The 23,404-nt window shown below is 42.6% G+C and carries 22 protein-coding genes and 2 tRNA genes; 9 read left to right on the top strand and 15 right to left on the bottom strand.

Annotated features, from left to right (window positions below; genetic code table 11):
- Nucleotide 1 precedes the first annotated feature (1 nt).
- From priB to orn, 5 genes are all read right to left on the bottom strand, one after another.
- Nucleotides 2-325, bottom strand: a complete 324-nt coding sequence (gene priB / locus ABMY35_RS01815; protein WP_130254141.1) for a primosomal replication protein N — start codon at nucleotides 323-325, stop codon at nucleotides 2-4.
- 29 nt (nucleotides 326-354) lie between these two features.
- Nucleotides 355-696, bottom strand: a complete 342-nt coding sequence (rpsF, locus tag ABMY35_RS01820) for a 30S ribosomal protein S6 (RefSeq protein ID WP_058028561.1) — start codon at nucleotides 694-696, stop codon at nucleotides 355-357.
- A gap of 191 nt (nucleotides 697-887) precedes the next feature.
- A tRNA-Gly gene (locus ABMY35_RS01825) sits at nucleotides 888-963 on the bottom strand.
- A gap of 207 nt (nucleotides 964-1,170) precedes the next feature.
- Nucleotides 1,171-1,246, bottom strand: a tRNA-Gly gene (locus tag ABMY35_RS01830).
- A gap of 96 nt (nucleotides 1,247-1,342) precedes the next feature.
- Nucleotides 1,343-1,888 carry an oligoribonuclease gene (gene orn / locus ABMY35_RS01835; protein ID WP_349284775.1) on the bottom strand — a complete coding sequence of 182 codons (546 nt, stop codon included), beginning with the start codon at nucleotides 1,886-1,888 and terminating at the stop codon, nucleotides 1,343-1,345.
- A gap of 202 nt (nucleotides 1,889-2,090) precedes the next feature.
- Between orn and rsgA the strand changes: the two genes are divergently transcribed.
- Together rsgA and asd are read left to right on the top strand one after the other, a co-directional pair.
- Complete coding sequence (gene rsgA, locus ABMY35_RS01840; protein WP_349284776.1) at nucleotides 2,091-3,149, top strand: small ribosomal subunit biogenesis GTPase RsgA; 1,059 nt, start codon at nucleotides 2,091-2,093, stop codon at nucleotides 3,147-3,149.
- A gap of 60 nt (nucleotides 3,150-3,209) precedes the next feature.
- Nucleotides 3,210-4,067, top strand: a complete 858-nt coding sequence (gene asd / locus ABMY35_RS01845) for an archaetidylserine decarboxylase (protein WP_349284777.1) — start codon at nucleotides 3,210-3,212, stop codon at nucleotides 4,065-4,067.
- 143 nt (nucleotides 4,068-4,210) lie between these two features.
- Here asd and rpmG read toward each other — a convergent pair whose 3' ends face one another.
- The 3 genes from rpmG to radC form a co-directional block, all read right to left on the bottom strand.
- Nucleotides 4,211-4,366 carry a 50S ribosomal protein L33 gene (gene rpmG / locus ABMY35_RS01850; RefSeq protein WP_005493124.1) on the bottom strand — a complete coding sequence of 52 codons (156 nt, stop codon included), beginning with the start codon at nucleotides 4,364-4,366 and terminating at the stop codon, nucleotides 4,211-4,213.
- Between the two features lie 11 nt (nucleotides 4,367-4,377).
- Nucleotides 4,378-4,614: a 50S ribosomal protein L28 gene (gene rpmB, locus ABMY35_RS01855; RefSeq protein WP_058028557.1), complete on the bottom strand. Its 237-nt coding sequence runs from the start codon at nucleotides 4,612-4,614 to the stop codon at nucleotides 4,378-4,380.
- Nucleotides 4,615-4,886: 272 nt separating this feature from the next.
- Complete coding sequence (gene radC / locus ABMY35_RS01860; RefSeq protein WP_058028556.1) at nucleotides 4,887-5,561, bottom strand: DNA repair protein RadC; 675 nt, start codon at nucleotides 5,559-5,561, stop codon at nucleotides 4,887-4,889.
- A 132-nt stretch (nucleotides 5,562-5,693) separates the two neighbouring features.
- On the opposite strand from radC, the gene coaBC reads away from it, so the two are divergent.
- The 3 genes from coaBC (at nucleotide 5,694) to ABMY35_RS01875 (ending at nucleotide 10,800) form a co-directional block, all read left to right on the top strand.
- The gene (gene coaBC, locus ABMY35_RS01865; protein WP_349284778.1) at nucleotides 5,694-6,881 is read left to right on the top strand and encodes a bifunctional phosphopantothenoylcysteine decarboxylase/phosphopantothenate--cysteine ligase CoaBC; all 1,188 of its coding nucleotides are present in this window, start codon (nucleotides 5,694-5,696) and stop codon (nucleotides 6,879-6,881) included.
- Nucleotides 6,882-7,087: 206 nt separating this feature from the next.
- Nucleotides 7,088-7,678, top strand: a complete 591-nt coding sequence (slmA, locus tag ABMY35_RS01870; RefSeq protein WP_130254124.1) for a nucleoid occlusion factor SlmA — start codon at nucleotides 7,088-7,090, stop codon at nucleotides 7,676-7,678.
- 365 nt (nucleotides 7,679-8,043) lie between these two features.
- Nucleotides 8,044-10,800 (top strand): prolyl oligopeptidase family serine peptidase, encoded by a 2,757-nt coding sequence (locus ABMY35_RS01875; RefSeq protein WP_349284779.1) that lies wholly within the window; start codon nucleotides 8,044-8,046, stop codon nucleotides 10,798-10,800.
- 75 nt (nucleotides 10,801-10,875) lie between these two features.
- On the opposite strand, the gene ABMY35_RS01880 is transcribed toward ABMY35_RS01875, so the two are convergent.
- The 7 genes from ABMY35_RS01880 to ABMY35_RS01910 all read right to left on the bottom strand — a co-directional run bounded on the left by ABMY35_RS01880 (nucleotide 10,876) and on the right by ABMY35_RS01910 (nucleotide 19,935).
- A complete protein-coding gene (locus tag ABMY35_RS01880) occupies nucleotides 10,876-11,361 on the bottom strand; it encodes a DUF3016 domain-containing protein (RefSeq protein WP_349284780.1) in 486 nt (161 codons plus the stop codon).
- 114 nt (nucleotides 11,362-11,475) lie between these two features.
- Nucleotides 11,476-14,529, bottom strand: coding sequence for an efflux RND transporter permease subunit (locus ABMY35_RS01885; protein WP_349284781.1), 3,054 nt, complete (start codon nucleotides 14,527-14,529; stop codon nucleotides 11,476-11,478).
- On the bottom strand, nucleotides 14,529-15,593 hold the full coding sequence (locus ABMY35_RS01890) for an efflux RND transporter periplasmic adaptor subunit (protein ID WP_349284782.1): 1,065 nt from the start codon (nucleotides 15,591-15,593) through the stop codon (nucleotides 14,529-14,531). The genes ABMY35_RS01885 and ABMY35_RS01890 overlap by 1 nt, the downstream gene beginning before the upstream one ends.
- Before the next feature lie 244 nt (nucleotides 15,594-15,837).
- Nucleotides 15,838-17,091 (bottom strand): endonuclease/exonuclease/phosphatase family protein, encoded by a 1,254-nt coding sequence (locus tag ABMY35_RS01895; RefSeq protein WP_349284783.1) that lies wholly within the window; start codon nucleotides 17,089-17,091, stop codon nucleotides 15,838-15,840.
- Nucleotides 17,092-17,273: 182 nt separating this feature from the next.
- A complete protein-coding gene (gene groL, locus ABMY35_RS01900; RefSeq protein ID WP_349284784.1) occupies nucleotides 17,274-18,920 on the bottom strand; it encodes a chaperonin GroEL in 1,647 nt (548 codons plus the stop codon).
- A gap of 46 nt (nucleotides 18,921-18,966) precedes the next feature.
- Nucleotides 18,967-19,254 (bottom strand): co-chaperone GroES, encoded by a 288-nt coding sequence (locus ABMY35_RS01905; RefSeq protein ID WP_058028548.1) that lies wholly within the window; start codon nucleotides 19,252-19,254, stop codon nucleotides 18,967-18,969.
- 150 nt (nucleotides 19,255-19,404) lie between these two features.
- Nucleotides 19,405-19,935, bottom strand: coding sequence for an FxsA family protein (locus tag ABMY35_RS01910; protein WP_349284785.1), 531 nt, complete (start codon nucleotides 19,933-19,935; stop codon nucleotides 19,405-19,407).
- 187 nt (nucleotides 19,936-20,122) lie between these two features.
- On the opposite strand from ABMY35_RS01910, the gene cutA reads away from it, so the two are divergent.
- The 4 genes from cutA to accB all read left to right on the top strand — a co-directional run bounded on the left by cutA (nucleotide 20,123) and on the right by accB (nucleotide 23,390).
- Nucleotides 20,123-20,443 carry a divalent-cation tolerance protein CutA gene (gene cutA, locus ABMY35_RS01915; RefSeq protein ID WP_349284786.1) on the top strand — a complete coding sequence of 107 codons (321 nt, stop codon included), beginning with the start codon at nucleotides 20,123-20,125 and terminating at the stop codon, nucleotides 20,441-20,443.
- Nucleotides 20,443-22,209: a protein-disulfide reductase DsbD gene (dsbD, locus tag ABMY35_RS01920; RefSeq protein WP_349284787.1), complete on the top strand. Its 1,767-nt coding sequence runs from the start codon at nucleotides 20,443-20,445 to the stop codon at nucleotides 22,207-22,209. The genes cutA and dsbD overlap by 1 nt, the downstream gene beginning before the upstream one ends.
- A 231-nt stretch (nucleotides 22,210-22,440) precedes the next feature.
- Nucleotides 22,441-22,902, top strand: coding sequence for a type II 3-dehydroquinate dehydratase (gene aroQ / locus ABMY35_RS01925; RefSeq protein ID WP_349284788.1), 462 nt, complete (start codon nucleotides 22,441-22,443; stop codon nucleotides 22,900-22,902).
- Between the two features lie 17 nt (nucleotides 22,903-22,919).
- The gene (accB, locus tag ABMY35_RS01930; protein WP_349284789.1) at nucleotides 22,920-23,390 is read left to right on the top strand and encodes an acetyl-CoA carboxylase biotin carboxyl carrier protein; all 471 of its coding nucleotides are present in this window, start codon (nucleotides 22,920-22,922) and stop codon (nucleotides 23,388-23,390) included.
- Nucleotides 23,391-23,404: the final 14 nt, after the last annotated feature.

Consider the following 23,404-nt stretch of genomic DNA (forward strand, 5'->3'; position numbering starts at 1 on the left):
CTCAATTAATTCTTTCAATATGTTGTGCATGTAAGACAAGTTGACTTAAACCATTTCGGTTTTCGTGACGATTTAAAAAACCGCGTACTTGTATTGCCTGCCCAACGTATAAATGCTGTGTTTGATTCTGTAATTGTGCACCGCTTGCAACCACACTTAGACGAACATAACTATTTCTGTTTAGTTCGGCTTCGACTTGCATTGATTTGTGCTCAAGTACAAACGTGCAATGTGGAATACCAGCTGGGCTTTGACTAAATTTGGGTGTTTTACAAACCGTACCCGAGAGCACATATTGATTTGTATACAGATCAGGCTGTGTCACCTATTTAATCAATCCAGATTCAATAACGATTAAGCAGAAGCTGCTTCTTTTTTCTCTTCTTTAACAAGAGGAGACGCTTCAGTTACAGCGTTTTTAGTACGCATAACTAGGTTACGTAGCACTGCATCGTTGTAGCGGAAAGAAGTTTCAAGCTCGTTGATTACTTCAGTTGGTGCTTCAACGTTCATTAGAACATAGTGTGCTTTGTGAAGCTTTTCGATTGGGTAAGCCAGTTGACGACGACCCCAGTCTTCTAGACGGTGAATTTGACCACCAGCTTCAGTGATAGAACCAGTATAACGCTCGATCATACCAGGTACTTGCTCACTTTGATCTGGGTGAACCATGAATACGATTTCGTAATGACGCATGGATATTCCTTACGGTTAATATAGCCTTGTCCCGTTTCGGCCAGTCGGGGGAAGGCAAGGAACTAAATGTGATAGCCGAAATGAGCGCGTATTCTACGTTGAGTTGGGAGTTTTGGCAATGAAAAAAGCAAGAAAAGACTAATTATTAATCAAGATTATAAGTGAATAAGGGTATATTTGAAGCAGAGGATTGGAGCGGCACACGAGGTTCGAACTCGTGACCTCGACCTTGGCAAGGTCGCGCTCTACCAGCTGAGCTAGTGCCGCATTCCATATTTAGCTCTTAATTTGTTTGTAATATCGCAAAGGTCGCGTCTATTACCCGACGCAGCTGAGCTAGTACCGCATCACATAATTAACTCTTAATTTGTCGGTAAATACGCAAGGTCGCGTCATTTCCTATAGCAGCTGAGTTAGTACTGCATATAATTAGTTATACACTAATTAATTTGCGTAAAAGCAAGATTAAGAAGTTGGAGCGGCACACGAGGTTCGAACTCGTGACCTCGACCTTGGCAAGGTCGCGCTCTACCAGCTGAGCTAGTGCCGCATCACAATATTTGCTCTAGAAATAATAAACCCCGCAGAGTTACTCTCTTAAGCGGGGCAGGATTCTACAATAATGCAGGTGCTTTGCAAGCAGTTTTTAAAGATTAAAGAACTTTTCTTTATAAACCTTTAATTCCATTATTGAATCTTTTATATCGTCTAGCGCAAGGTGTGAGCTTTTCTTTTTAACGTCACTAAGCAATTCAGGCTTCCAGCGGCGAGCTAGCTCTTTCACTGTACTCACATCTAGGTTGCGATAGTGAAAGTAAGCCTCAAGTTCAGGCATGTACTTATTTAAAAAGCGGCGGTCCTGTCCAATCGAATTACCACACATAGGCGAGCTACCAGGTGGTACCCACTCTTTTAAAAACTCTAAAGTTTGTGCAATGGCATCGTCTTCAGTGAACTTGCTGGCTTTACAGCGTGCTGTCAAACCTGAACGACCGTGTTGATTGGTACACCATTCGTCCATGTTATCTAACAACTCATCACTTTGATGAATAGCAATAACAGGGCCTTCAGCTAATACATTTAAATCACCATCAGTAATAACCGTAGCAATTTCTAAGATTTTATCTGTTTTAGGCTCTAAGCCCGTCATTTCAAGATCTAGCCAGATCAAATTTGATTCATTAAAAGACATAAACTACCTTAGCGGTACTTCCTTTAGATCCAATGCAATTAGATATATCATATTAGCTTCACTTGTTTACCTAAAGCTTTTTTTTTAAAAGCGCTTAATTTAATTGAGTTATAGCCCATTTGAGCCATGCTCACAAAGTAAACAGAGTGATTTTAGGCAATTTTATTAATTGCGATTTTGATCAGTGACAAGCTAAGTACCTATGGCAAAACAAAAGAAACTCAGTAAAGGCCAATCCCGTCGGATCAGTGCCAACCATCAAAAACGCTTGCGAAAAGCTAAACAGCAGCATAGCGAGCAACAAGATACACAGTGGCAAACCGACAATTTAGGTCAGACTGAAAAAGCAGTGGTAATAAGCCGTTTCGGCCAACATGCCGATATAGAAACCACTGACGGCGAAGTATTACGCTGTAATATTCGCAGAACCGTTGGCGGTTTAGTATGCGGTGATGAAGTATTCTTTCGTCGTGCCAAAGTCAGTGATGGTGACCTCGCTGGTGTTATAGAGGCCATTGAAGAGCGCCGTTCACAGCTTACCCGCCCAGACTTTTATGATGGCGTTAAAGTCGTTGCAGCAAACATTGACCAAATCTTAATGGTGTCTGCAATTTTGCCTGAGTTCACCCCGCAAATTATCGACCGATATTTAGTTGCTTGTGAAGATATGGGTATCGAGCCCATCTTAGTGCTCAATAAAATCGACTTAATTGATGATGAAGGGCTTGAGTTCATTAACGAGATTTTAGATATCTATCGCGAATTAGGTTACAAAGTACACCTTGTTAGTACCAAAACTGGTGAAGGCATTGACGCGCTTAAGCAAATTTTAGTTGGTAAAAACAACATCTTTGTAGGCCAATCAGGGGTTGGTAAATCAACGCTCGTCAATACCGTTCTGCCTGATGCAGATATTCTTACCAAAGAAGTCTCTGAAAACAGCGGTCTAGGTCAGCACACCACGACTGTATCACGATTACATCACTTACCGAGCGGCGGAAACTTGATTGATTCACCGGGGATCCGTGAGTTTGGTCTATGGCATCTAGATGTTGAACGCGTAACTTGGTGCTTTAAAGAGTTCCGCGAGTATATTGGTGGTTGTCGTTTTAGAGATTGTAAACACCTTAATGATCCGGGGTGTATTTTGGTAGAAGCCGTTGAGCAGGGTAAAATTACTGAGTTACGTTTTGACAGCTACCACCGTATTCTAGAATCAATGGCTGATGGCCGCGCGGGTGCTCGCGCGCCAAGAGTTTAAAAAATTTACAGTTTTTATGTTAGTATCTGCGCTAATTATTTTTAGGAATTTATAGTCCCCATGGATAAATTTAAAATTGCCATGCAATACGCCATGCCTAAGCATGGGATCTCTCGCCTAGTTGGTAAATTGGCTTCTGCCGAAGCAGGCTCCGTGACAACTTCTTTAATTAAGGCGTTTATCAAGCAGTATAAGATTGATATGAGCGAGGCACTTTACGAAGATCCTGCGCACTATAAAACCTTTAATGAGTTCTTTACTCGCCCATTAAAACCAGGCATTCGCCCATTAACAGAAGATGAAAGCATCATTACTCACCCTGTAGATGGCGCTATCAGTCAATTAGGCGATATTGTTGATGGTCAGCTTATTCAAGCTAAAGGTCATGACTACAGCGTACAAGATTTACACGGTGGTGATAAAGATGATGCAGACCCATTTATGGGTGGTAAATTTGCCTGTATTTATTTAGCACCAAAAGACTATCACCGTATCCACATGCCAATTGACGGCACGCTGCGTAAGATGATTTACGTACCGGGCGATTTATTCTCGGTAAATCCACTTACAGCGAAAAATGTGCCTAACTTGTTTGCGCGAAACGAGCGTGTCGTGGCGATTTTCGATACCAAAGTAGGCCCACTTGCGATGACTTTAGTCGGCGCAACCATTGTGGCAAGCATTGAAACGATTTGGGCAGGGACAGTTACACCACCGGCTGGTCGTGACGTAATGACATGGAATTACCCTGTTGAAGGCGACAAAGCAATCTATTTAAAGAAAGGCGATGAAATGGGCCGCTTTAAACTAGGCTCAACGGTTATTTTAGCTTGGGGTAAAGATCAAGCTGACTTCTTAGGTAGCGAGCAGCCTGAAACAGTAACTCGTATGGGCACACCATTCGCGACAATTAAATAATACTAATTAAACTTTAGTTAATTAAAATAGATAGAAAAGCCACCATACTTTGTATAGATGGCTTTTTTGAATCTAGAAACTCGCTTTATTAAAAAACAAAAAACCCAGCCGAGGCTGGGTTTTTGAATTCTTTAAAACTAAAATTACTTGATTTTAGCTTCTTTGAAAATCACGTGCTTACGTACTTTAGGATCGTACTTTTTGATTTCCATTTTTTCAGGCATGTTACGCTTGTTCTTGTCGGTAGTGTAGAAATAACCAGTACCAGCAGTTGAAACTAAACGGATCTTATCACGCATGATTCAGCTCCTTAAACTTTTTCGCCGCGAGCACGGATATCTACTAATACCGCGTCGATGCCTTTTTTATCGATAATACGCATACCTTTAGTAGTAGTACGTAAAGTAACAAAACGTTTTTCGCTTTCAACCCAGAAACGGTGCGTTTGTAGGTTAGGTAGGAAGCGACGCTTAGTAGCGTTGCGCGCGTGTGAACGGTGGTTACCTACCACTGGGCGCTTACCTGTAACTTGACAGACTTTAGACATGTCTATATATCTCCAATAACTTCGCTCGAGCTTAATTTTCCCTTGGGCCTTAACTGTTTGCCCTGGGGTAAATCAGAGGGCGCTCTTTATACAGCATTAGCAGGCAAAGATCAAGGATCTAGTCCTATCAATCAGCTCATATGTAAATTTGATAGCGGCCAATTATAATGATCGAATCGTGCTTAGGAAAGTAAAAACTGCATTTAAATTAAACTAATTTGCAATATTTTGAGCAAAGCTGCGTTTTTTAACGTTTTCTTTCTATAAATCACTTAAATCAAGCCTCGCTGTGCAAAAGATATGCAGCGATTCCCTGCCACAATAAGGTGATCTAATACGTGAATGTCCACTAAAGCGAGGGCTTTTTGTAATTTTTGGGTAATTAACTTATCGGCTTCGCTTGGCTCAGCAATGCCACTGGGATGATTGTGCGCAAAAATTAATGAGGCCGCATTATGCTTCAATGCCGCTTTTACCACTTCTCTAGGATAAACACTCGCCGCGTTTATTGTGCCATTAAATAAAATCTCGTCATGAATAAGTTGGTTCTGGTTATCTAAATACAGCGCCATAAACACTTCGTGCTCTAACCCTTTTAATTGCAAACACAGGTAGTCATTCACCGCATCAGGCGAAGTGAATACCGTGTCGCGCAAGCATGCTTCACGCATATAGCGTTTACTCAATTCAAGTACGGCTTGTAATTGTACATATTTGGCCTCCCCCAAACCCTTCAACGCTGAAAACTCTTTTAAACTGGCATTAAATAAGTTTTGTAATGACCTACTTTGGGTTAGTAGTGATTCTGCCAATTCAATGGCATTCATGCCGGCGATTCCAGTTCTTAAAAATATTGCCAAAAGCTCTGCATCACTCAATGCATGCGGGCCTTTTTTCAGTAACTTTTCTCTCGGTAGGGTGTGTTTTGGTAATGCACTCAATTGCATAGTTTGTCCTTAATTCCTTTGTTCCTAGGCACTAAAGTGTAGTCAAAGGATCATAAAAGACAAAAGCAGGTTACCCCTCAGTCACTTCTCTATGGTAGAGTTTAAGCAAGTTTTTACTGGATTTAACAAGCTATGAAACAGGCAAAAAATATTGTTTTGGGGATCAGTGGCGGTATTGCTGCTTATAAATGTGCAGAATTAGTTCGACGATTAAAAGAGCGCAACTGCAATGTCAAAGTGGTTATGACCGATTCTGCCAAGCATTTTATTACTCCACTGACTATGCAAGCGGTATCTGGAGAACCTGTTTCTGATTCTTTACTCGACCCGAGTGCTGAAGCGGCCATGGGCCATATTGAATTTGCCAAATGGGCTGACTTAATTCTCGTTGCCCCAGCAAGTTCAAACATCATCGCGAAAATGGCAGCAGGTATTGCCGACGATTTACTCACCACATTATTACTTGCCACGCCAGCTAAAATCGCTATTGCCCCCGCAATGAACCAACAAATGTACGCCCACGCAGCAACACAAGCCAACTTAAAAACCCTTGCTAATCGTGGCGTAGATATTTGGGGTCCGGGTAAAGGCGAACAAGCATGTGGCGATGTGGGTGCGGGTCGGATGCTAGAGCCAATGGAACTCGTTGAGCTTTGTATGCGCGATGACATTGAACCCGTACTGGCAGGTAAAACTATTGCAATTACTGCAGGCCCAACCCGCGAACCCCTTGATCCAGTGCGTTATATCAGCAACCATAGCTCAGGCAAAATGGGCTATGCCATTGCAGAAGCGGCACTTAAGTTAGGCGCAAAAGTAACCCTTATTTCAGGCCCCGTGACTTTAACGCCACCAGCAGAGGCTGAAGTTATCCAAGTCAGTAGTGCATTAGAGATGCGAGATGCCGCCCTTGAGCAAGCACAAAACTCAGATATTTTTATCGGCTGTGCTGCAGTTGCGGATTATCGCGCAGCCAATGTGGCAGAGCAAAAAATAAAAAAACAAGGTGATGAGATCACTTTAACCATGGTGAAAAACCCAGACATCATTGCCGAAGTTGCCGCACTTAAAAACCATCGCCCTTATACGGTTGGTTTCGCAGCTGAAACACAAGATGTTGAAAAGTATGCTAAGGGCAAATTAGAAAAGAAAAACCTGAATATGATCTGCGCCAATGATGTCTCTCAAGAAGGGCTTGGCTTTAACTCAGATCACAATGCGTTAACATTGTTCTGGCATGATGAACAGCGCAATTTAGGAGTCAATAGTAAAGCTGAGCTAGCAACGTCTCTACTAAAGGCACTAGCCGAAAAGCTATAAAAACCCTTAAAACAAAGGCTTACAAAGGTGTATTTTTTTCAGTACAAAACATGAATGAAAGTCACTTGAAAACACTAGCACCAAGCTGAATAAACCATTAACATATCCCCAACAAAGTGTGAGCTTGTTGGGGTTTGCACTGAATTATGCGCCGCATAATTCAAAGTATAAATAGAACATAATAACGATAAATTAAAGGACCATTCATGCCAGCGACTAAGCGCAGTAATCGCAAAGAGCAAATACTACAATCTCTCGCACAAATGCTTGAAACCAGCCCTGGTCAACGTATCACAACAGCTAAATTAGCAGCTGAGGTGGGCGTATCTGAAGCGGCGTTGTACCGTCACTTTCCAAGCAAAGCACGCATGTTTGAAGGTTTAATTGAATTCATTGAAGACACCCTACTTTCTCGTATCAATATCATTTTAGATAACGAAAAAGAAACGCAGGGTCGTATTTATAACATCTTGCTGCTCATTCTTGCATTCGCAGAGAAAAACCCTGGGATCACTCGCATTCTTACTGGTGATGCACTTCAAGGTGAACAAGAGCGTTTGCGTGAACGCATTCAAGGCCTATTTGAAAAGTTAGAAACCCAGTTCAAACAAGTTCTACGTGAACGTAAACTTCGAGAAGGCAAAGCCTTTACTACCGACGAAGCTGCATTGGCCAATTTCTTCCTAGCTTACATCGAAGGCAAAATGAACCAGTTTGTTCGCAGTGATTTTAAAACTCGCCCAAGCAGTCAATTTGAAGCACAGTGGCAAGAGTTGCAAAAAATCTGGTTAGCTTAATCGCCAATTAAATTCTAAAAAGCGACAGATGTCGCTTTTTTTGTGCCCAAAAATCACTGTTTCACCTCTCATACCAATCCTCTTAATTAAGTGATCTATTTTGAGGCAAGTAAAATTTGTCGGTAGCACCGCTTACGCGTCCTGCTATCGCTGAGGTACCTACTTCCATGTAGGCAAGGCGAAAATTTTGCTATTTAGTTGTTCTAAATAAGAAATTTTCAACAAAGCTAACGTCAGTTTTAATCTCTCAAAATGATTAAGTCTTATTGAGGATTGGTATCTTACTGTTATTGACCGCATCGCCCTTTTGTCTTTACCTGCTGCGTGATAAAAAAAACCTTTATAAGTAAAATTAGGTTTGCACCATGAAGGCGTTCCACTCTCTTATTGCAGCCAGTGTGCTGTGCAGCTTGCCTGTTGCGGCGAAATCAAATCTTGAGTTTAAAGATGTATTTGATTTTCGCTATGCACAAGGCCAGCAACTTTCTGAAAACGGCCAATTTCTGACTTTTTCTGCAAAGCCTTATCGCGGCAACAGCGAAGGCTTAGTCTATGACTTAACAACAAACAAAATCATTGCCCGAGTTCCGCAAGGCACTAAGCCACAGATCAACAAGGCTGCAAACTGGGTGGCGTTCACCCAAGTGCCTACTCTATTAGAAAAAGAAACCACCAAGAAAAAAGATAAGAAGAAACTAAAAAATCATCTTATTTTGATTAATACCAACACAGATAAGCAAACTACCTTTGCTGAAGTAGTTGATTACCAAATCAGTGATGACGGTAACTGGCTTGCTTATCGCACCAAAGAAAAACCAGAAGACGATAAAACAGACAAAAAAGCTGACAAGCCTGAAAACGAAATCAAGGCCGATAAAAAAGACAAATTTTATTCACTGGTAATCGTAAACCTGCGTGATATGAGCAAAACCACCATTGAACATGTTGGTAAGTTTGCGCTGAGCCCTAAAGAATATGGCGTACTATTTAATGTTCATGCTAAGCATGGCGCAAAAAACCACATTGGCTTTTTTGATTTAAACACGCAAACGCAAAGCAGTTTATTCGACGAGCCAGGGGTCACCTTAAGCCAAGCAGTTTGGCACCCTAAAAAGCCTATTGTTGCTTTTAACATGGCCAATTATGTCAACGACGATACTCGCCGTCGCGATCATCAAATTACGCTATGGCACAGTGATACCAATACCTTAAAAGAGATTAACAACCCAACAGGTTGGTTCACTGGTAAAACAGCTAAACTCAACTGGTCTGAGCAAGGCGAGCGCTTATACTTCCAAAACCGCCCTGAGCTTGAAGCTAAAGCAAAAGAGTTGAAGTACAAAGACGAAGCGTCACTCACTGACTTCGACACTATTCGTGCGCAAAAAGGCCTACAGGTTTGGCACAATAATGATGCTGAAATTAAAACTCGTGAAGCCAAAACATGGCAACAAGCTAACAAAAACCGCCACTATCAAGCAGTTTATCATCTAAATGGTGAGCAAGTTGTGCAGCTTGCTAACGAGCAAGCGCCAAATATTCGCTTAAACACCGAAGCGAACTTCTTACTCGCAAGTAACGATAAGCCACATTTAGAACGCATCATGTATGAAGGCTTCTTCAACGATTATGCAGCCATTAATGTAAAAACTGGCGAGCAAACCAAGATCATCGAAGGCTCGCCGTTTAGACCAAGCCTGTCTCCGACAGGTAGCCATGCTGCATTCTTAAAAGATCAGCAAGTTTGGTTAAAAGACCTATCATCTCAGTCTCTTTCACCTCTAACCAAAGCCATCAGAGAAGCGATTTTCGCCGATGATAAACACGACTACCCAAGCGAGCAACCTGGCTATGGCTTTGCGGGTTGGCAACTTGATGGCTCAATTGTGTATGTCTACTCGAAGTTTGATATTTGGGCGTTCGATGTAAACACACAACAAGCTAAGCGTTTAACAAAGGGTCGTGAAACAAACACCCAATACCGCGTAAAGTATCTTGATCAAAATCAGCTTGGTTTTGCTACAAATGACACCTTAATGCTGCATACCCACAACACTGAAAATAAACAGTCGGGCGTGGCAACGCTGGACCTAGCAACAGGTAAAGTAAAAACAGTACTAAAAGGCGAAGCCCGCTATGCACTAGTCGCTAAAGCTAAACATGCCGACAAACTGATTTTCACCACAGAAAGCTATCATCAGTTCCCTGATTTTTGGCAAACCACCAGCACATTCGCAAAGACTAAAAAAGTGACAGACTTAAACCCACAAGTGAAGAACTTTGCATGGGGTGGCAAACCTGAATTAGTGCAATATAAAGGTTATAACGGCGAAGACTTACAAGGTGTGCTAATCAAACCTGCTGGCTATAAAGAAGGTGATAAAGTACCTACGGTGATTTATTTCTACCGCTATATGAGCCAACGTATGTATAACTTCCCGAAAATGGAGTTAAACCACAGACCGAACTTCCCAATGTTTACCTCGAACGGTTACGCATTGTTCTTACCTGATATTCGTTTTGAAATTGGTAAGCCGGGCCCATCATCAACTCAAACCATGATCAACGCCGCGCAAAAGCTGATTGATATGGGAGTTGCCCACCCTGATAAGATTGGGTTACAAGGTCACTCTTGGGCAGGCTACCAAAGTGCCTTTATGATCACGCAAACAGATATGTTTAAAGCGGTTGTATCAGGTGCCCCTGTATCGAATATGACATCGGCATATAGTGGTATTCGTTTAAAGTCGGGCCTTGCCCGTCAGTTCCAGTATGAAACTGGTCAGAGCCGTATTGGTAAACCGCTGACACAAGCACTCGATTTATACATTGAAAACTCGCCTGTATTCTTTGCCGACAAAGTAAATACACCTGTGCTGATCATGTTTGGTGATGACGATGGCGCGGTACCATGGCAAGAAGGGATTCAATACTACTTAGAACTTCGTAGACACAATAAAGATGCCATTTTCTTACAATACGAGGGCGAGCCACATCACTTGAAGAAATTCCCGAACCAAGTGGATTTCTCAATTCGTATGATGGAGTACTTTGATCATCACCTGAAAGGAAAACCTGCGGCTGATTGGATCAAAGATGGGGTTAAACACCAACCAGAGTAATTAAACAAATACTCATAACAATAATAAAGCCTGCAACTGCAGGCTTTATTATTTAATTTTAAGTGCATTAAAAGTTTAAGCGCTGGTTTTGACCAAAACCTTATCTTCAAACCACTCACTCAATAGTTTCTTTTCATAATAGAAAGACGTCTCACGACCTTTCTTAATGCGATCCATAAAGCTCATATCTTTTAATACTAGCTTTTCAGCACTACTTACCGTCGCGCCTGATTTATCTTGTACGGTATAACTTATAGTCAACCTTGGAAAATAAATTGGCTTTATCACACGTATATCTTGCATGTTCATTCTCGCGTCGCCAGCAAGGTCTATGTCATCAAAAGTCACATTTAATTTGTAACCTTCAGGTAACTGTTCAGCCAATTTACTGATATGCTTTTCAAACTGCTTAGCGACGCGTTTGTGATATGCGCCTTTCACTTCCTTTCCTGGATAGACATCGCGGTAATCGTTAAAGTCTTTCCAAGTAACTTTCGCCTCTCCAGCGATACTTAAAAATGGCATACTCAAAGCGAGTAAGGTGAAACATAACTTTTTCATGATGACCTCCTAAAAGACTTTCCTCTCTATAATGAGCAAAAAAATGCGTAATGGGAACCTTTTTAGGGCCACAATTACACACTTTTACACTTAGACACGAACTGTTCTAGCTTGCTACTTTTTCATGCCAAATAGCAACGCATACAACACAGGTACGACTCCTAGGGTTAAAAGGGTCGAGAACAACAACCCGCCCATTATGGTCAGCGCCATGGGCTCCCACATTTCGCCGCCGCCTAAGTACAGAGGAATTAATCCCAAAACTGTTGTCGCGGTTGTCAGTAAAATCGGTCGCATACGCTGTTGTGCTGCATAAATAATGGCTTGTATAGGATGACTACTATCTTCATCTAACTCCATCTTAATACGCTCAAGTAATACAATAGCGTTGTTGATCACGATACCCGCCAGTGAAATTACACCCAGAAGTGTCATAAAGCCAAAGAATGACTGACCGAGTAACAGCGCAGCCACAACCCCGACAAAACCAAGTGGGATCGTTGTGAGCACAATGACTGACTTACGAATTGAGTTAAATTGGCCTATTAATAGAATCACAATAATAAAGACAGCTATCGGCATCTTATCGGCAATTGACTGGTTGGCTTTGCCCGATGATTCAGCTTCACCACCGAGTTCATAGTCATATCCATATGGCCAATTTGCTTTTTGCTCCTCAAGCCAAGGAAGTAGCTGGGCAAACCCTTCATTGGCGGTAATACCTTCAATTTGCGCCCCAACTTTAACGGCTTTTAGGCGATCACGACGTAAAATTTGTGCGCTTTCCCAAACAACTTCGATGTCAGCAACTTGCTTCAGAGGCACAGAGCGACCTGTTGCTTGTGAATACACCACCATAGCTTCAAGCTTACCAATATCTTGTCTGTCACCTGCGATTGAACGCAAGGTAATCGGAATAAGCTCATCGCCTTCTCTGTACTTGGTAAGCTCCATGCCGCTCAAGCCAGTTTGTAAAGAGTTTGCGATATCTCGGCTCGACAAGCCCGCTCTGCGAGCTCGTGCTTGGTCAATTTTGATCTGCAGCTTCTTAATTGGCAATCCCCAATCGTCGCTGATTGACTTTAAGCCCGCAGTTTCACGCATTTTCGATTTTAACTCATTAACAATTCCCATCAGTACATTGATGTCATCACCGAGCAACCTCACTTCAACCGGGTTGGCTATCGGTGCACCATTTTCGATTTTGCGCAACTTTAAGAGCAGATCGGGATGACGTGACAACGCATATTCTTCAATTTGCTTCATCACCTTATCAATATGCTGGTAAGACGTCGTGGTGATGATCATTAAGGCATAGTTAGAGCTGGTTGGCTCAGGGCTATGTGTTAACAAAAATCTAGGCCCACCATTGCCGATATAGCTTACCCAGTCCGTAACACCTTGCTCTGTTTGTTCGTTTACTTTTAAGTTGTTAGCAATAAACGATTCTACATCACGCACAACAGACTCTGTCGCAGTAATACGCGTACCAATAGGGAGCTCTAATTCAACTTTAAAATAATCACGATCTGACGGAGGAAAGAACAATTTAGGCACGTACTGCATACCTTGTATAGCAATAAACAACATTCCAACACAGCCGAGTACTGTGAGCCAACGATACCTAATCAGTCCAGCCAAAATGTTTTTATAGAACAGGTAAAAACCAGTATCGTAATTAGCAGACTCTTTCTTCACCTTGGTAAAATACACACACAGCATTGGGATCATGGTCATCGCCAATAACCAAGAACATAGTAAGGTAATGGTCACCACTTTAAATAGCGAGGCGGTATATTCCCCCGTCGTCGATTCTGCTAAAAAGATAGGTAAAAACGCTGCGCCCGTTGTGAGAGACGACACCAGCAATGGAATTTTCAGCTCCTGTGCCGAATCAACTGCTGCGTCTATGGCCGCTTTCCCTCGCTCCATCTGAACCATGATGTTCTCAGACATTACGATGCCGTTGTCTACTAACATACCCAATGCGATGATCAATGCAGCTAAAGAGATTTGGTCGATGCTGATATTGAAAAACGACATCACCAAAATGCCTAACACCATACTCATTGGAATAAGGCTCGCAACAATCAAACCCGTTCTTAGACCAAGACTAAACAACATGACCACAGTCACGACTAAAACAGCTTGTAAAAGGTTAGACACAAAGTCCGAGACTTTCTTTTCAACTTCTTTGGGCAAAAATGACAGCAGCTTAAACTCAACCCCAATCGGATAAACCGATTCAAGATGGTGCAGGGCATTAATGACTTGCTCACCGAGTAGCAGGTTGTTACCACCTTGACGCATAGAAATGGCGATAGTCATGCCACTTTGCTGCTCAACTCTTACCTTGCTCTTCGCAGGGTCGACGTAATCGCGATAGACACGGGCAATATCACTGAGCAAGAACACTTGCTGACTACCCGAGACATTAATGATGGTATTGGCAATATCTTCCACTGACTCAAAATTACCACTAGGCTCTAACGCCAAAGTTTCATCTTCAATGTAGATTGAACCGCCAGGGTTTACGATGTTACGAGCCGCAAGTTGATCTTTTAATTGATTTGGGGTGATACCCAATGCCGCCATTTTGGCATTTTCAAACTCAATAAAGACACGCTGCTCTTGCACCCCAAAAATGTCGACTTTGGCGGCTTCTGGTAAGCGCAATAATTGATCTCGCACCTGCTCTGCCACTTCTTCCATTTCGCGATAGGTGTAACCTTCGGCGGTTAACCCAATCACAACGCCAAACACATCCCCAAACTCATCATTGACGATGGGGGCTTGTGCGTCGCTCGGTAAATCTTTTTCTATCGACTGAATTTTACGGCGCAAGTTATCCCATATCGGCCGCATCTCTTTGTAACTTTCTTTAATGTTAACACTGACAATCGATACCCCCGTTTTTGAGGTACTACTGACAAAGTCGAGCTCAGGAATTTGCTGTACCACTTTCTCGATTTTATCTGACACCAGCTCTTCAACACGCTGCGGACTAGCACCAGGAAAGTAAGTCACCACTTGCGCAGTACGGATAATAAAGCCTGGATCATAGTCTTTCGGCATTTTGTCAAAGGCAGTGATCCCCGATAATAAGAGCACTAGGATCAGCACCCATGTGGTGCGATTGTTCTCTAGCGCGAGACGAGTAATATTCATTACTTACCTCCTGAAAACTTCACTATTTGCCCATCGGTAACCTTACTCATACCCGCGGTAACAACAAAATCCCCCTGCTCTACGCCTGAAATAACAGGAAAGCCTAGTGATGAAATTTCGCCAATGACGACTGGTGTTTTCGTTATTTTACCCTTGTTTTCTCCTTGAGATTCGACCGTCCAAACATAATTACCTTGGCTATCTTTTAATACAGTCGCCAACGGTAAATACAGGTTTGCTGCTGTACGACTTGGCGTACCCGCCATCACTTTTGCTGTCATACCAGGTAAAATATTGTAGCCCTCAGGAGGTAACATACTAAAAGTCACTTCATAAGTTTTTGTCGCTTCATCAGCTTGTGTACTGACTTCGACAAATTCCAGCGGAAAACGCTCTTCTTTTATCGCAGCAAATTCAGCAAATACCTGTTTTGGCGCTTCTTTACTGACGCGGATCATGATGCTTTCAGGCACATTCACTTTTAGGTTAATGTGTTCGATATCTTGTAATGTCGCAATGGCTTGTTTGGCTTGTATCTCTTCAAATTGTTCTACATGAGTTCGTGATACAACACCGGTAAATGAGGCTTTTAAGGTGGTATATGCAAGATTGTTTTTCGCATTTGCTAACTTGGTTTTAGCGCTAGTAAATTGCGACTTTAATTTATCGTAATCTGACTGACTAATGGTACCCGAGACAATCAATTGTTCAGCTCGAGCAAAATCGGCTTTAGCCTTATCAAAATTTGCTTGTGCTTCGTCTACAGCTAATTTGTAATCTGTATCATCTATATGCGCAATCAGGTCACCCGCTTGTACCGGTTGACCCTGCTTTACATATAAATCGGTAATAGAGCCAGGCACTTTAAACGACAAGTCTGCGGTACTCGCTGCATCCACAACAGCCGGAAATTCCTGTAATGGTCCTTCTGTTTGCTTAATGAGTTGCAATGTTCTGACTGGCCTTAGTTGTTCTTGGTTGGCCATATCATTTTGCGGTTCAGAACAGCCAGTGAGTATGATCGTCAGAGTTGCGACCATCATAAGCGTTTGTCTTGTTTTCATTGTCTTATCACCATGATGTAGTTGTTATGTCAAAGGGCAGGATGTAACTCACTATAATTACATGACATTAATACTAGTCGACTTTTCAAGTTTTATGAGAATAACAGGCTGTATTCTAAAAATTAATTACCAACTAAGATGCCATATTTTACGTTTTCAGGTATAAAAAACCGAAGCCTTTGAGCTTCGGTTTGCAAGAAAGTTTCAAAATAAATAATGCGGTGTAATAAATTATTTTACCGCTTTACTTAGTATCATCAGTTGCCAGCTTATTTAATGTAATATCAGACCAAACCAGACGATGATCTGAGCTTTGCAGACCCGGCCCAACTAGATGATAGTTTGCATCCGTTTTGCTCGGCCAAAACACCGCGGTTTGCTCAACCTGAATGCCAAATGTTGATGGGATCACATAATCAGCACGCATTTTCCAATCAGCAGTATGAGTCGCAGAAAATTGATTATTGGGTGCATTCTCAACGCCGCCCACGCTAACAGGCGCGAGCTTGCCATTAATATATTCGCTGGCAAATAATTTAGCCATCGGGTTGCCCGTGCCATTACCTTCATCAGGAGAAGCATTTAAATCGCCCATGATCACAAAGCGCTTATTCTTGCCTAACCCACCCTTTTGACCTTTATCGTCATAAATGTAGTCTGATGCATTTGGATCTACATAATCCCACCAAAAACGAATTTCATCATGGTTACGTAAGCCATTGCGGTCTTCTTTACCGTCAAACACGGGTGGTGTTGGGTGACTAGCAAGAACGTGAATGACTTCATCACCTACTTTTACTGGCACATCCCAATGGCTTTTCGACGACAACCTAAATATTTCAAGCTCTTCCTCGTTATACCAGGCTTCACCCGTCTCTGGATTTACTGGCAACGTGACATTAGGCATGTCTTTCCATAAGAATTTTTGAAAGGTGCGCACTTTATCTGTGATGATTGGATACTGCGATAACAACACCATGGCATATTGCCCAGGAAAGACCCCAAAGCCATAAGCGTCACCACCGCCGACACCCACTTTACCGTCATTATTTAAATCAAATTCAGTGACAATACCTGTGTTAGATTCTGCAAGGTAAAAATAAGGATAATCAATACCTTTTACGCCATTTTGACTGACGTTTAAGTAATTTTTACTTAGCGCTTTTACTGCACTGCCATCGGCTACATAATCGAACTCAGCCAGTAATAAAACCTCAGGGCGAACGCGTTGGATGATCTCTGCCACTTTTTTAATTTGTGTATCGTTACCGCTTTGTACGTCGGCCAGAATATCGCCGGCATTTTTGCGATTCAAATACGCATTAAAAACCGCAACTCGAAGCTCACCTTGCTTGGCAGGCACACCCAAATCACTGGTTTGACTTTGTGTTTCTTGAGATGACAATCCAGCCGGCTCACCGGTGTTTGAATGATTCAGCGACCCCCCCGCCATACTTAAACTTGCCAATAAGTTAAACGCCAATACACTTTTATTCATGAGAATATCCTTTACGTGCTGAGCCCGGTTCTCAGCAACTGCTAGAATTTAAAATCGCCTTAGAGTAAATACTTAATTTCAATAACTCAACGCATTACGACGAGTCACTAAGCATAGGCCTTAACGCAAAAAACCTCGCAAATGCGAGGTTTTTTATAAGCGTTTAGTGCTTAGAGGAATGATTACATCATGCCGCCCATGCCACCCATTCCGCCCATGCCACCCATGTCTGGTGCAGCTGGTGCTTCTTGCGGGATTTCAGAAACCATTGCTTCTGTTGTGATCATAAGACCCGCAACTGATGCAGCGAACTGAAGTGCTGAGCGCGTTACTTTAGTTGGATCTAGGATACCCATTTCGATCATATCGTTGTAAGTACCGTTTGCCGCGTTGTAACCATAGTTACCTTCGCCACCTTTCACGTTGTTTACAACAACTGATGCTTCGTCACCTGCGTTTGAAACGATTTGACGAAGTGGTGCTTCCATTGCACGAAGTGCTACTTTAACACCGTGATTTTGGTCTTCGTTGTCACCTGACAGCTCAGCAATTTTGCTTGCTACGCGAACTAGTGCAACACCACCACCTGGTACAACACCTTCTTCAACCGCTGCGCGAGTTGCGTGTAGCGCATCTTCAACGCGGTCTTTCTTCTCTTTCATTTCAACTTCAGTTGCAGCACCAACTTTGATTACTGCTACGCCGCCAGCTAGTTTAGCCATACGCTCTTGTAGCTTTTCTTTGTCGTAATCAGAGGTTGCTTCTGCGATTTGTGCTTTGATCTGCTCAACACGACCATCGATTGAAGCTTGCTCGCCAACACCATCGATGATTGTTGTATCATCTTTAGTGATAACAACGCGCTTAGCTGTACCTAGGTCTTCAATCGTTGCTTTTTCAAGCTCTAGACCAATCTCTTCAGAAATAACTGTACCGCCAGTTAGAATTGCGATGTCTTGTAGCATTGCTTTGCGACGGTCGCCGAAACCAGGCGCTTTAACTGCAGCAACTTTCACGATGCCACGCATGTTGTTAACTACTAGCGTTGCTAGTGCTTCACCTTCAAGGTCTTCAGCAATAATTAGTAGTGGCTTGCTTGTTTTAGCAACCGCTTCTAGTGTAGGCAGTAGCTCACGGATGTTAGATACTTTTTTGTCTACTAGAAGAATGTGTGGGTTATCTAGTTCAACTTGGCCTTTTTCAGCGTTGTTGATGAAGTACGGAGATAGGTAACCGCGGTCAAACTGCATACCTTCTACTACGTCTAGTTCGTTTTCTAGAGACTGACCTTCTTCAACTGTGATAACGCCAGACTCACGACCTACTTTTTCCATTGCTTCTGCAATGATGTCGCCGATTTCTTTGTCTGAGTTAGCTGAGATAGTACCTACCTGCGCGATTGCAGTTGCGTCTGCACATGGTACTGAAAGCGCTTTTAGTTCTTCAACTGCAGCAACTACGGCTTTGTCGATACCACGCTTAAGGTCCATTGGATTCATACCCGCAGCAACTGCTTTAAGGCCTTCGTTTACGATAGCTTGTGCTAGTACTGTTGCCGTTGTAGTACCGTCACCGGCAGCATCATTTGCTTTAGACGCTACTTCTTTAACCATCTGTGCGCCCATGTTTTCAAACTTGTCTTCAAGTTCGATTTCTTTCGCTACAGATACACCATCTTTAGTGATAGTTGGTGCGCCGAATGACTTGTCTAGTACTACGTTACGGCCTTTTGGACCTAAAGTTACTTTTACTGCGTTTGCTAGTACGTTTACGCCCGCTAACATTTTTGTGCGTGCGTCACCTGCGAATAATACTTCTTTAGCTGCCATGTCTTATATTCCTCTAAATTCTGTATGTAAAAACCGTAAGTTCGACTTATTCAACAATACCTAAGATATTGTCTTCGCGCATGATCAGGTACTCTTGACCTTCGATCTTCTCTGTTTTCTCAATGTATGAGCCAAACAGTACTGTGTCGCCTGCTTTTACTTGAAGTGCTCTCACTTCACCATTGTCCAACACGCGACCGTTACCAACAGCAACGATTTCACCACGTGTTGATTTTTCAGCTGCAGAACCAGTTAGTACGATACCGCCAGCAGACTTTGTTTCTTCTTCTAGACGCTTAACAATAACGCGATCATGTAAAGGACGAATGTTCATGTGTGTCGTTCTCCTAACAATTTGAACAATGACAGAATATTAATTTTCTACCAATTAGCCCAATTGCCTTGGGCTAAAAACTTTAAATCTATGTTGCAACTCTTTATGGGGATGTATTTTTCAAAACCCAAGAGAAAAAATTAAAAATTTTTAATCTTTACGCTTATATTCACCTTCAAAGGTGTTCGAGCCGTCAACGTTACGTTCTGGTTGACGAGGTTGCGCGTCTTCAAACGGACGATTTGCTTGCTGCTCAAAAGGATTGTTTTGCTGCGTGCTTTGTTGGCCGCTTTGTCCAAAACCACCACCAAAGCCAGTTTGTACTTTTACTGATGCTTGTGCCAATAACGCTTTAGATAATGAGCGGCGCACAGCTGGGGTTAATAAAAGAAAACCAAGTACGTCTGTCATGATACCCGGTGTCATTAGTAAAACACCTGCGATGATCACACACAGACCGGTAAAAATGTGCTCGCCCGGCAACTGGCCCTGTGCCATTTGTTGCTGCACATTGGTATATGCACCTAGACCTTGTTGTTTAACACACTTAGCACCGATGATGGCGGTAATAATAACTAATGCGATGGTCGCAAACCCACCGATCACATCACTCACTTGAATAAGTAGCGCAATCTCAATAATGGGAACCACAATAAAAAGCAAAAATAAAATACGAAACATAGGGTCTCCTAAAGTCAATGAAAGAGAAATATGGCTAGTTCGGTCTATTTTCAAGTAATCTGGCGCAAAATAAACCTCTATAAGGCAACTATATTGTAAGTTTGCGTAAACGAGCGTTTGGGCTAGCCCATTCATTGCGCTAGTATGATACGTGGTTTCGGTGAACTGGTTGAGAGAAAAGCACCTTATGACAAGCGATTATAAAATTGTACTCACCACATGTGAGACTAAAAATGACGCGCACAAACTTGCTGTGATACTCGTTGAAAAAAAATTGGCTGCCTGCGTAAACATTTTGCCCGAAGTGGAGTCTGTGTATGTATGGCAAGGAAAAGTTGAACAACAAACAGAAAGTAAACTTTTCATTAAGACCAACGTACAACGCTTGGAAGAATTAATGGCATGTATAAAATGCCACCACAGCTATGATGTGCCTGAGATCCAAGTTCTTGATGTATCGACTGGCAACCCTGACTATTTTAATTGGATAAATGAGGTACTGAGTTAATGCGCATAGTGGCATTTTTGTTTTGCTTGCTGTTTATGCTTCCCGCACAGGCAACGAACAACACGGTGTTAAATAGCCTTTTAGCCCCAAAACAACAAACCTTCTTACCGGTAAACGAAGCTTTTCAGTTCGATTTCGATCAGCAAGGTACTATTTTATTCACTGGCTGGGACATTGCGTCTGGCTACTACATTTATAAGCATAAACTCGAGATCATTGCGAAGAACGCCAAAATCAAAGTGCCGGAACTCGACCCAGGTGTTGAAATAGAAGATGAGTTCTTTGGTAAGACTGAAGTGTACTTTGATGAGCTGGTTGTTGTTTCTAGGCTAAGTGATATTAGTGAAGATGCCGTTGTTAAAATTCGCTACCAAGGCTGCGCCGAAGCTGGACTCTGTTATCCACCTGAAGTGATCACTATTCCGCTTTCTATGCTGAACAAAGTGTCAGATAAGCCAAATAAAGCAGCTGAAACGGCTGCGCCGGCAGGTAATAATAGTAACGACTTCGTCAATAAACTCGCTGAACAAGACTTTTTAACCAACCTAGCTGTGTTTTTTGGGGTTGGCGTGCTGCTAGCATTTACACCATGTGTGTTCCCTATGTTCCCTATCCTATCTAGTTTGATTGCCGGCCAATCAAAGTTATCGACGAAAAAAGCATTCGCACTGTCATTTGTGTATGTACAAGGCATGGCCGTCACTTACGCTTCGCTTGGTCTGGTTGTGGCTGCGGTTGGAGGGCAAATTCAAGGTTACTTACAAAGTCCTGCGGTACTGATTAGCTTCAGCTTACTGTTTGTATTACTAGCTTTTGCCATGTTTGGTTGGTACGAAATTAAACTACCAGAAAAGTTTATGACGCGTCTAACCAACATCAGCAACCAACAAAAAGGGGGTAACTATACGGGCGTTTTCTTTATGGGTGTGCTTTCTGGCCTAATTGCTTCACCGTGTACCACGGCTCCGCTCTCTGCTGCCCTACTATATGTTGCGCAAAGTGGCGATTATCTCGTGGGTGGTTTGACTCTCTATGTGCTAAGCCTGGGCATGGGTCTACCACTGTTACTATTGGGTACATCTGGTGGTAAATTACTCCCTAAAGCAGGCGCTTGGATGGAGCAAGTGAAAATGCTGTTTGGCTTCGTGATGCTGGTTGTGCCTTTAGTCTTGTTAGAGCGTATTCTTGAATGGAATACCATTCTTTTACTTGGCAGCGTTTGGCTGATTATTACCGCACTATTTTTGCACCATTGGCAAAGCCAAGAGCAAGCCAGTAAGCTTAAAACAACACTTTGGGCTGCTGCCGTGTTATTCATGATAGGTGGTGTATTAACGGCAAAGCATGTATTAATGCCACCAGCCAAAGTAACAACGGTTGCTACCGCATCTGATGGTAAGTTTAAACTGCTGCCTGATTTAGCTGCACTTCGTGAAGAAGTCGCCCAAGCTAACCAACAAGGTAAAATTGCCATGGTCGATTTATACGCTGATTGGTGTGTCGCCTGTAAAGAGTTTGAGAAATACACCTTCTCAGACGACAAAGTGAAGCAAGCGTTTAAAGACTTCTCTTTGTTGAAGCTCGATCTGACCGTGACCAATGAGGTGAGTAAAGAGATTTACCAAACCTTTAATGTGGTTGGTTTACCTGCCATCCTATTTTTTGATACGCAAGGCAACGAGCTGAGCAATTTACGGATCACTGGCTTTCAAAGCGCCGAAGAATTTACATCTCATCTAGAAAAAGTCCGCCAAACCGTACAATAAGCATACAAACCTTAGGCTGTGAGCTGATAAATTCAGCAAGCAGCCTAGGCTATTGACCTACCTCATCACCTTGCTGATTAGACCAGTATTTTGCTGCTATTTAACACGAACTCTCTATAATAGTCTGCGAACGTGAGAAAAAGTTGCTATTTTCAATCGAACGGCTTAGTTTAACGAACTAAATAGAGTGAGTTTTTAGTTTGTTATAGCTTTTAAGGAATTTCGCGAATTATGTCTGCAAAATTTAAGATTTTAGTACTCAATGGCCCAAACTTGAATATGTTAGGCCGTAGAGAGCCTGATAAATATGGCACACAGACTTTGCCTGACATTGTGAACAACCTTGAAAAGCAAGCTGAGCAACTGAATATCACGCTGACACATGTACAAAGTAATAGTGAAGCAGAGCTAATAAATACAATTCATGATGCATGGCAAGCTATCGATGCCATTGTCATTAACCCTGCCGCTTTTACGCATACCAGTATCGCACTACGCGATGCGCTATTAAGTGTCAGCATACCGTTTTTCGAAGTGCATTTATCTAACGTACATGCACGCGAGCCTTTTCGTCATAAGTCTTATTTTTCTGACGTGGCCGAAGGGGTGATATGTGGATTAGGCGCACTAGGTTATGAAGCAGCATTAAATGCCGCACATCATCTACTGCACAACAAAAATAACGCAAATTAACTAACAGGCGGGCCATTATGGACATTCGCAAAATTAAAAAACTTATCGAATTAGTAGAAGAATCAGGTATTGCAGAGCTAGAGATCACTGAAGGTGAAGAGTCGGTACGTATTAACCGTCACAGCAGCGCTCCAGTTATCGCAGCACAACCACAGCATTATGCTGCAGCACCTGCTCCTGTAGCTGCACCCGCGGCGGCACCTGCACCTGCACCTGCACCAGCAGCTGAAGCTGCTCCAGCGGCAGAGCCTGCGGGTCATAAAGTACTTTCTCCAATGGTTGGCACTTTCTACGCAGCAGCTTCTCCTGAAGCACCTAAGTACGTTGAAGTTGGTCAGTCTGTAAACGTTGGCGACACACTATGTATCGTTGAAGCGATGAAGATGATGAACCAAATCGAAGCTGACAAAGCGGGTGTAGTTAAAGCTATCCTAGTTGAAAACGGTGAGCCAGTAGAGTTCGACCAACCACTATTCATCATCGAATAATCACGCAATAGAAG

Source organism: Pseudoalteromonas sp. BZB3, from assembly GCF_040104455.1.
Classification (GTDB): Bacteria; Pseudomonadota; Gammaproteobacteria; order Enterobacterales; family Alteromonadaceae; genus Pseudoalteromonas.

Excerpts from the sequence above, each read along its gene's own strand:
- radC (WP_058028556.1), bottom strand. The coding sequence starts at position 5,561 with ATGCAATTGAGTGCATTACCAAAACACACCCTACCGAGAGAAAAGTTA.
- rpmG (WP_005493124.1), bottom strand. The coding sequence starts at position 4,366 with ATGCGTGATAAGATCCGTTTAGTTTCAACTGCTGGTACTGGTTATTTC.
- orn (WP_349284775.1), bottom strand. The coding sequence starts at position 1,888 with ATGTCTTTTAATGAATCAAATTTGATCTGGCTAGATCTTGAAATGACG.
- ABMY35_RS01895 (WP_349284783.1), bottom strand. The coding sequence starts at position 17,091 with ATGAATAAAAGTGTATTGGCGTTTAACTTATTGGCAAGTTTAAGTATG.
- rsgA (WP_349284776.1), top strand. The coding sequence starts at position 2,091 with ATGGCAAAACAAAAGAAACTCAGTAAAGGCCAATCCCGTCGGATCAGT.
- ABMY35_RS01890 (WP_349284782.1), bottom strand. The coding sequence starts at position 15,593 with ATGAAAACAAGACAAACGCTTATGATGGTCGCAACTCTGACGATCATA.
- cutA (WP_349284786.1), top strand. The coding sequence starts at position 20,123 with ATGACAAGCGATTATAAAATTGTACTCACCACATGTGAGACTAAAAAT.
- ABMY35_RS01905 (WP_058028548.1), bottom strand. The coding sequence starts at position 19,254 with ATGAACATTCGTCCTTTACATGATCGCGTTATTGTTAAGCGTCTAGAA.
- coaBC (WP_349284778.1), top strand. The coding sequence starts at position 5,694 with ATGAAACAGGCAAAAAATATTGTTTTGGGGATCAGTGGCGGTATTGCT.
- slmA (WP_130254124.1), top strand. The coding sequence starts at position 7,088 with ATGCCAGCGACTAAGCGCAGTAATCGCAAAGAGCAAATACTACAATCT.
- ABMY35_RS01885 (WP_349284781.1), bottom strand. The coding sequence starts at position 14,529 with ATGAATATTACTCGTCTCGCGCTAGAGAACAATCGCACCACATGGGTG.
- groL (WP_349284784.1), bottom strand. The coding sequence starts at position 18,920 with ATGGCAGCTAAAGAAGTATTATTCGCAGGTGACGCACGCACAAAAATG.
- rpmB (WP_058028557.1), bottom strand. The coding sequence starts at position 4,614 with ATGTCTAAAGTCTGTCAAGTTACAGGTAAGCGCCCAGTGGTAGGTAAC.
- dsbD (WP_349284787.1), top strand. The coding sequence starts at position 20,443 with ATGCGCATAGTGGCATTTTTGTTTTGCTTGCTGTTTATGCTTCCCGCA.
- accB (WP_349284789.1), top strand. The coding sequence starts at position 22,920 with ATGGACATTCGCAAAATTAAAAAACTTATCGAATTAGTAGAAGAATCA.
- asd (WP_349284777.1), top strand. The coding sequence starts at position 3,210 with ATGGATAAATTTAAAATTGCCATGCAATACGCCATGCCTAAGCATGGG.
- ABMY35_RS01880 (WP_349284780.1), bottom strand. The coding sequence starts at position 11,361 with ATGAAAAAGTTATGTTTCACCTTACTCGCTTTGAGTATGCCATTTTTA.
- rpsF (WP_058028561.1), bottom strand. The coding sequence starts at position 696 with ATGCGTCATTACGAAATCGTATTCATGGTTCACCCAGATCAAAGTGAG.
- ABMY35_RS01910 (WP_349284785.1), bottom strand. The coding sequence starts at position 19,935 with ATGTTTCGTATTTTATTTTTGCTTTTTATTGTGGTTCCCATTATTGAG.
- aroQ (WP_349284788.1), top strand. The coding sequence starts at position 22,441 with ATGTCTGCAAAATTTAAGATTTTAGTACTCAATGGCCCAAACTTGAAT.
- ABMY35_RS01875 (WP_349284779.1), top strand. The coding sequence starts at position 8,044 with ATGAAGGCGTTCCACTCTCTTATTGCAGCCAGTGTGCTGTGCAGCTTG.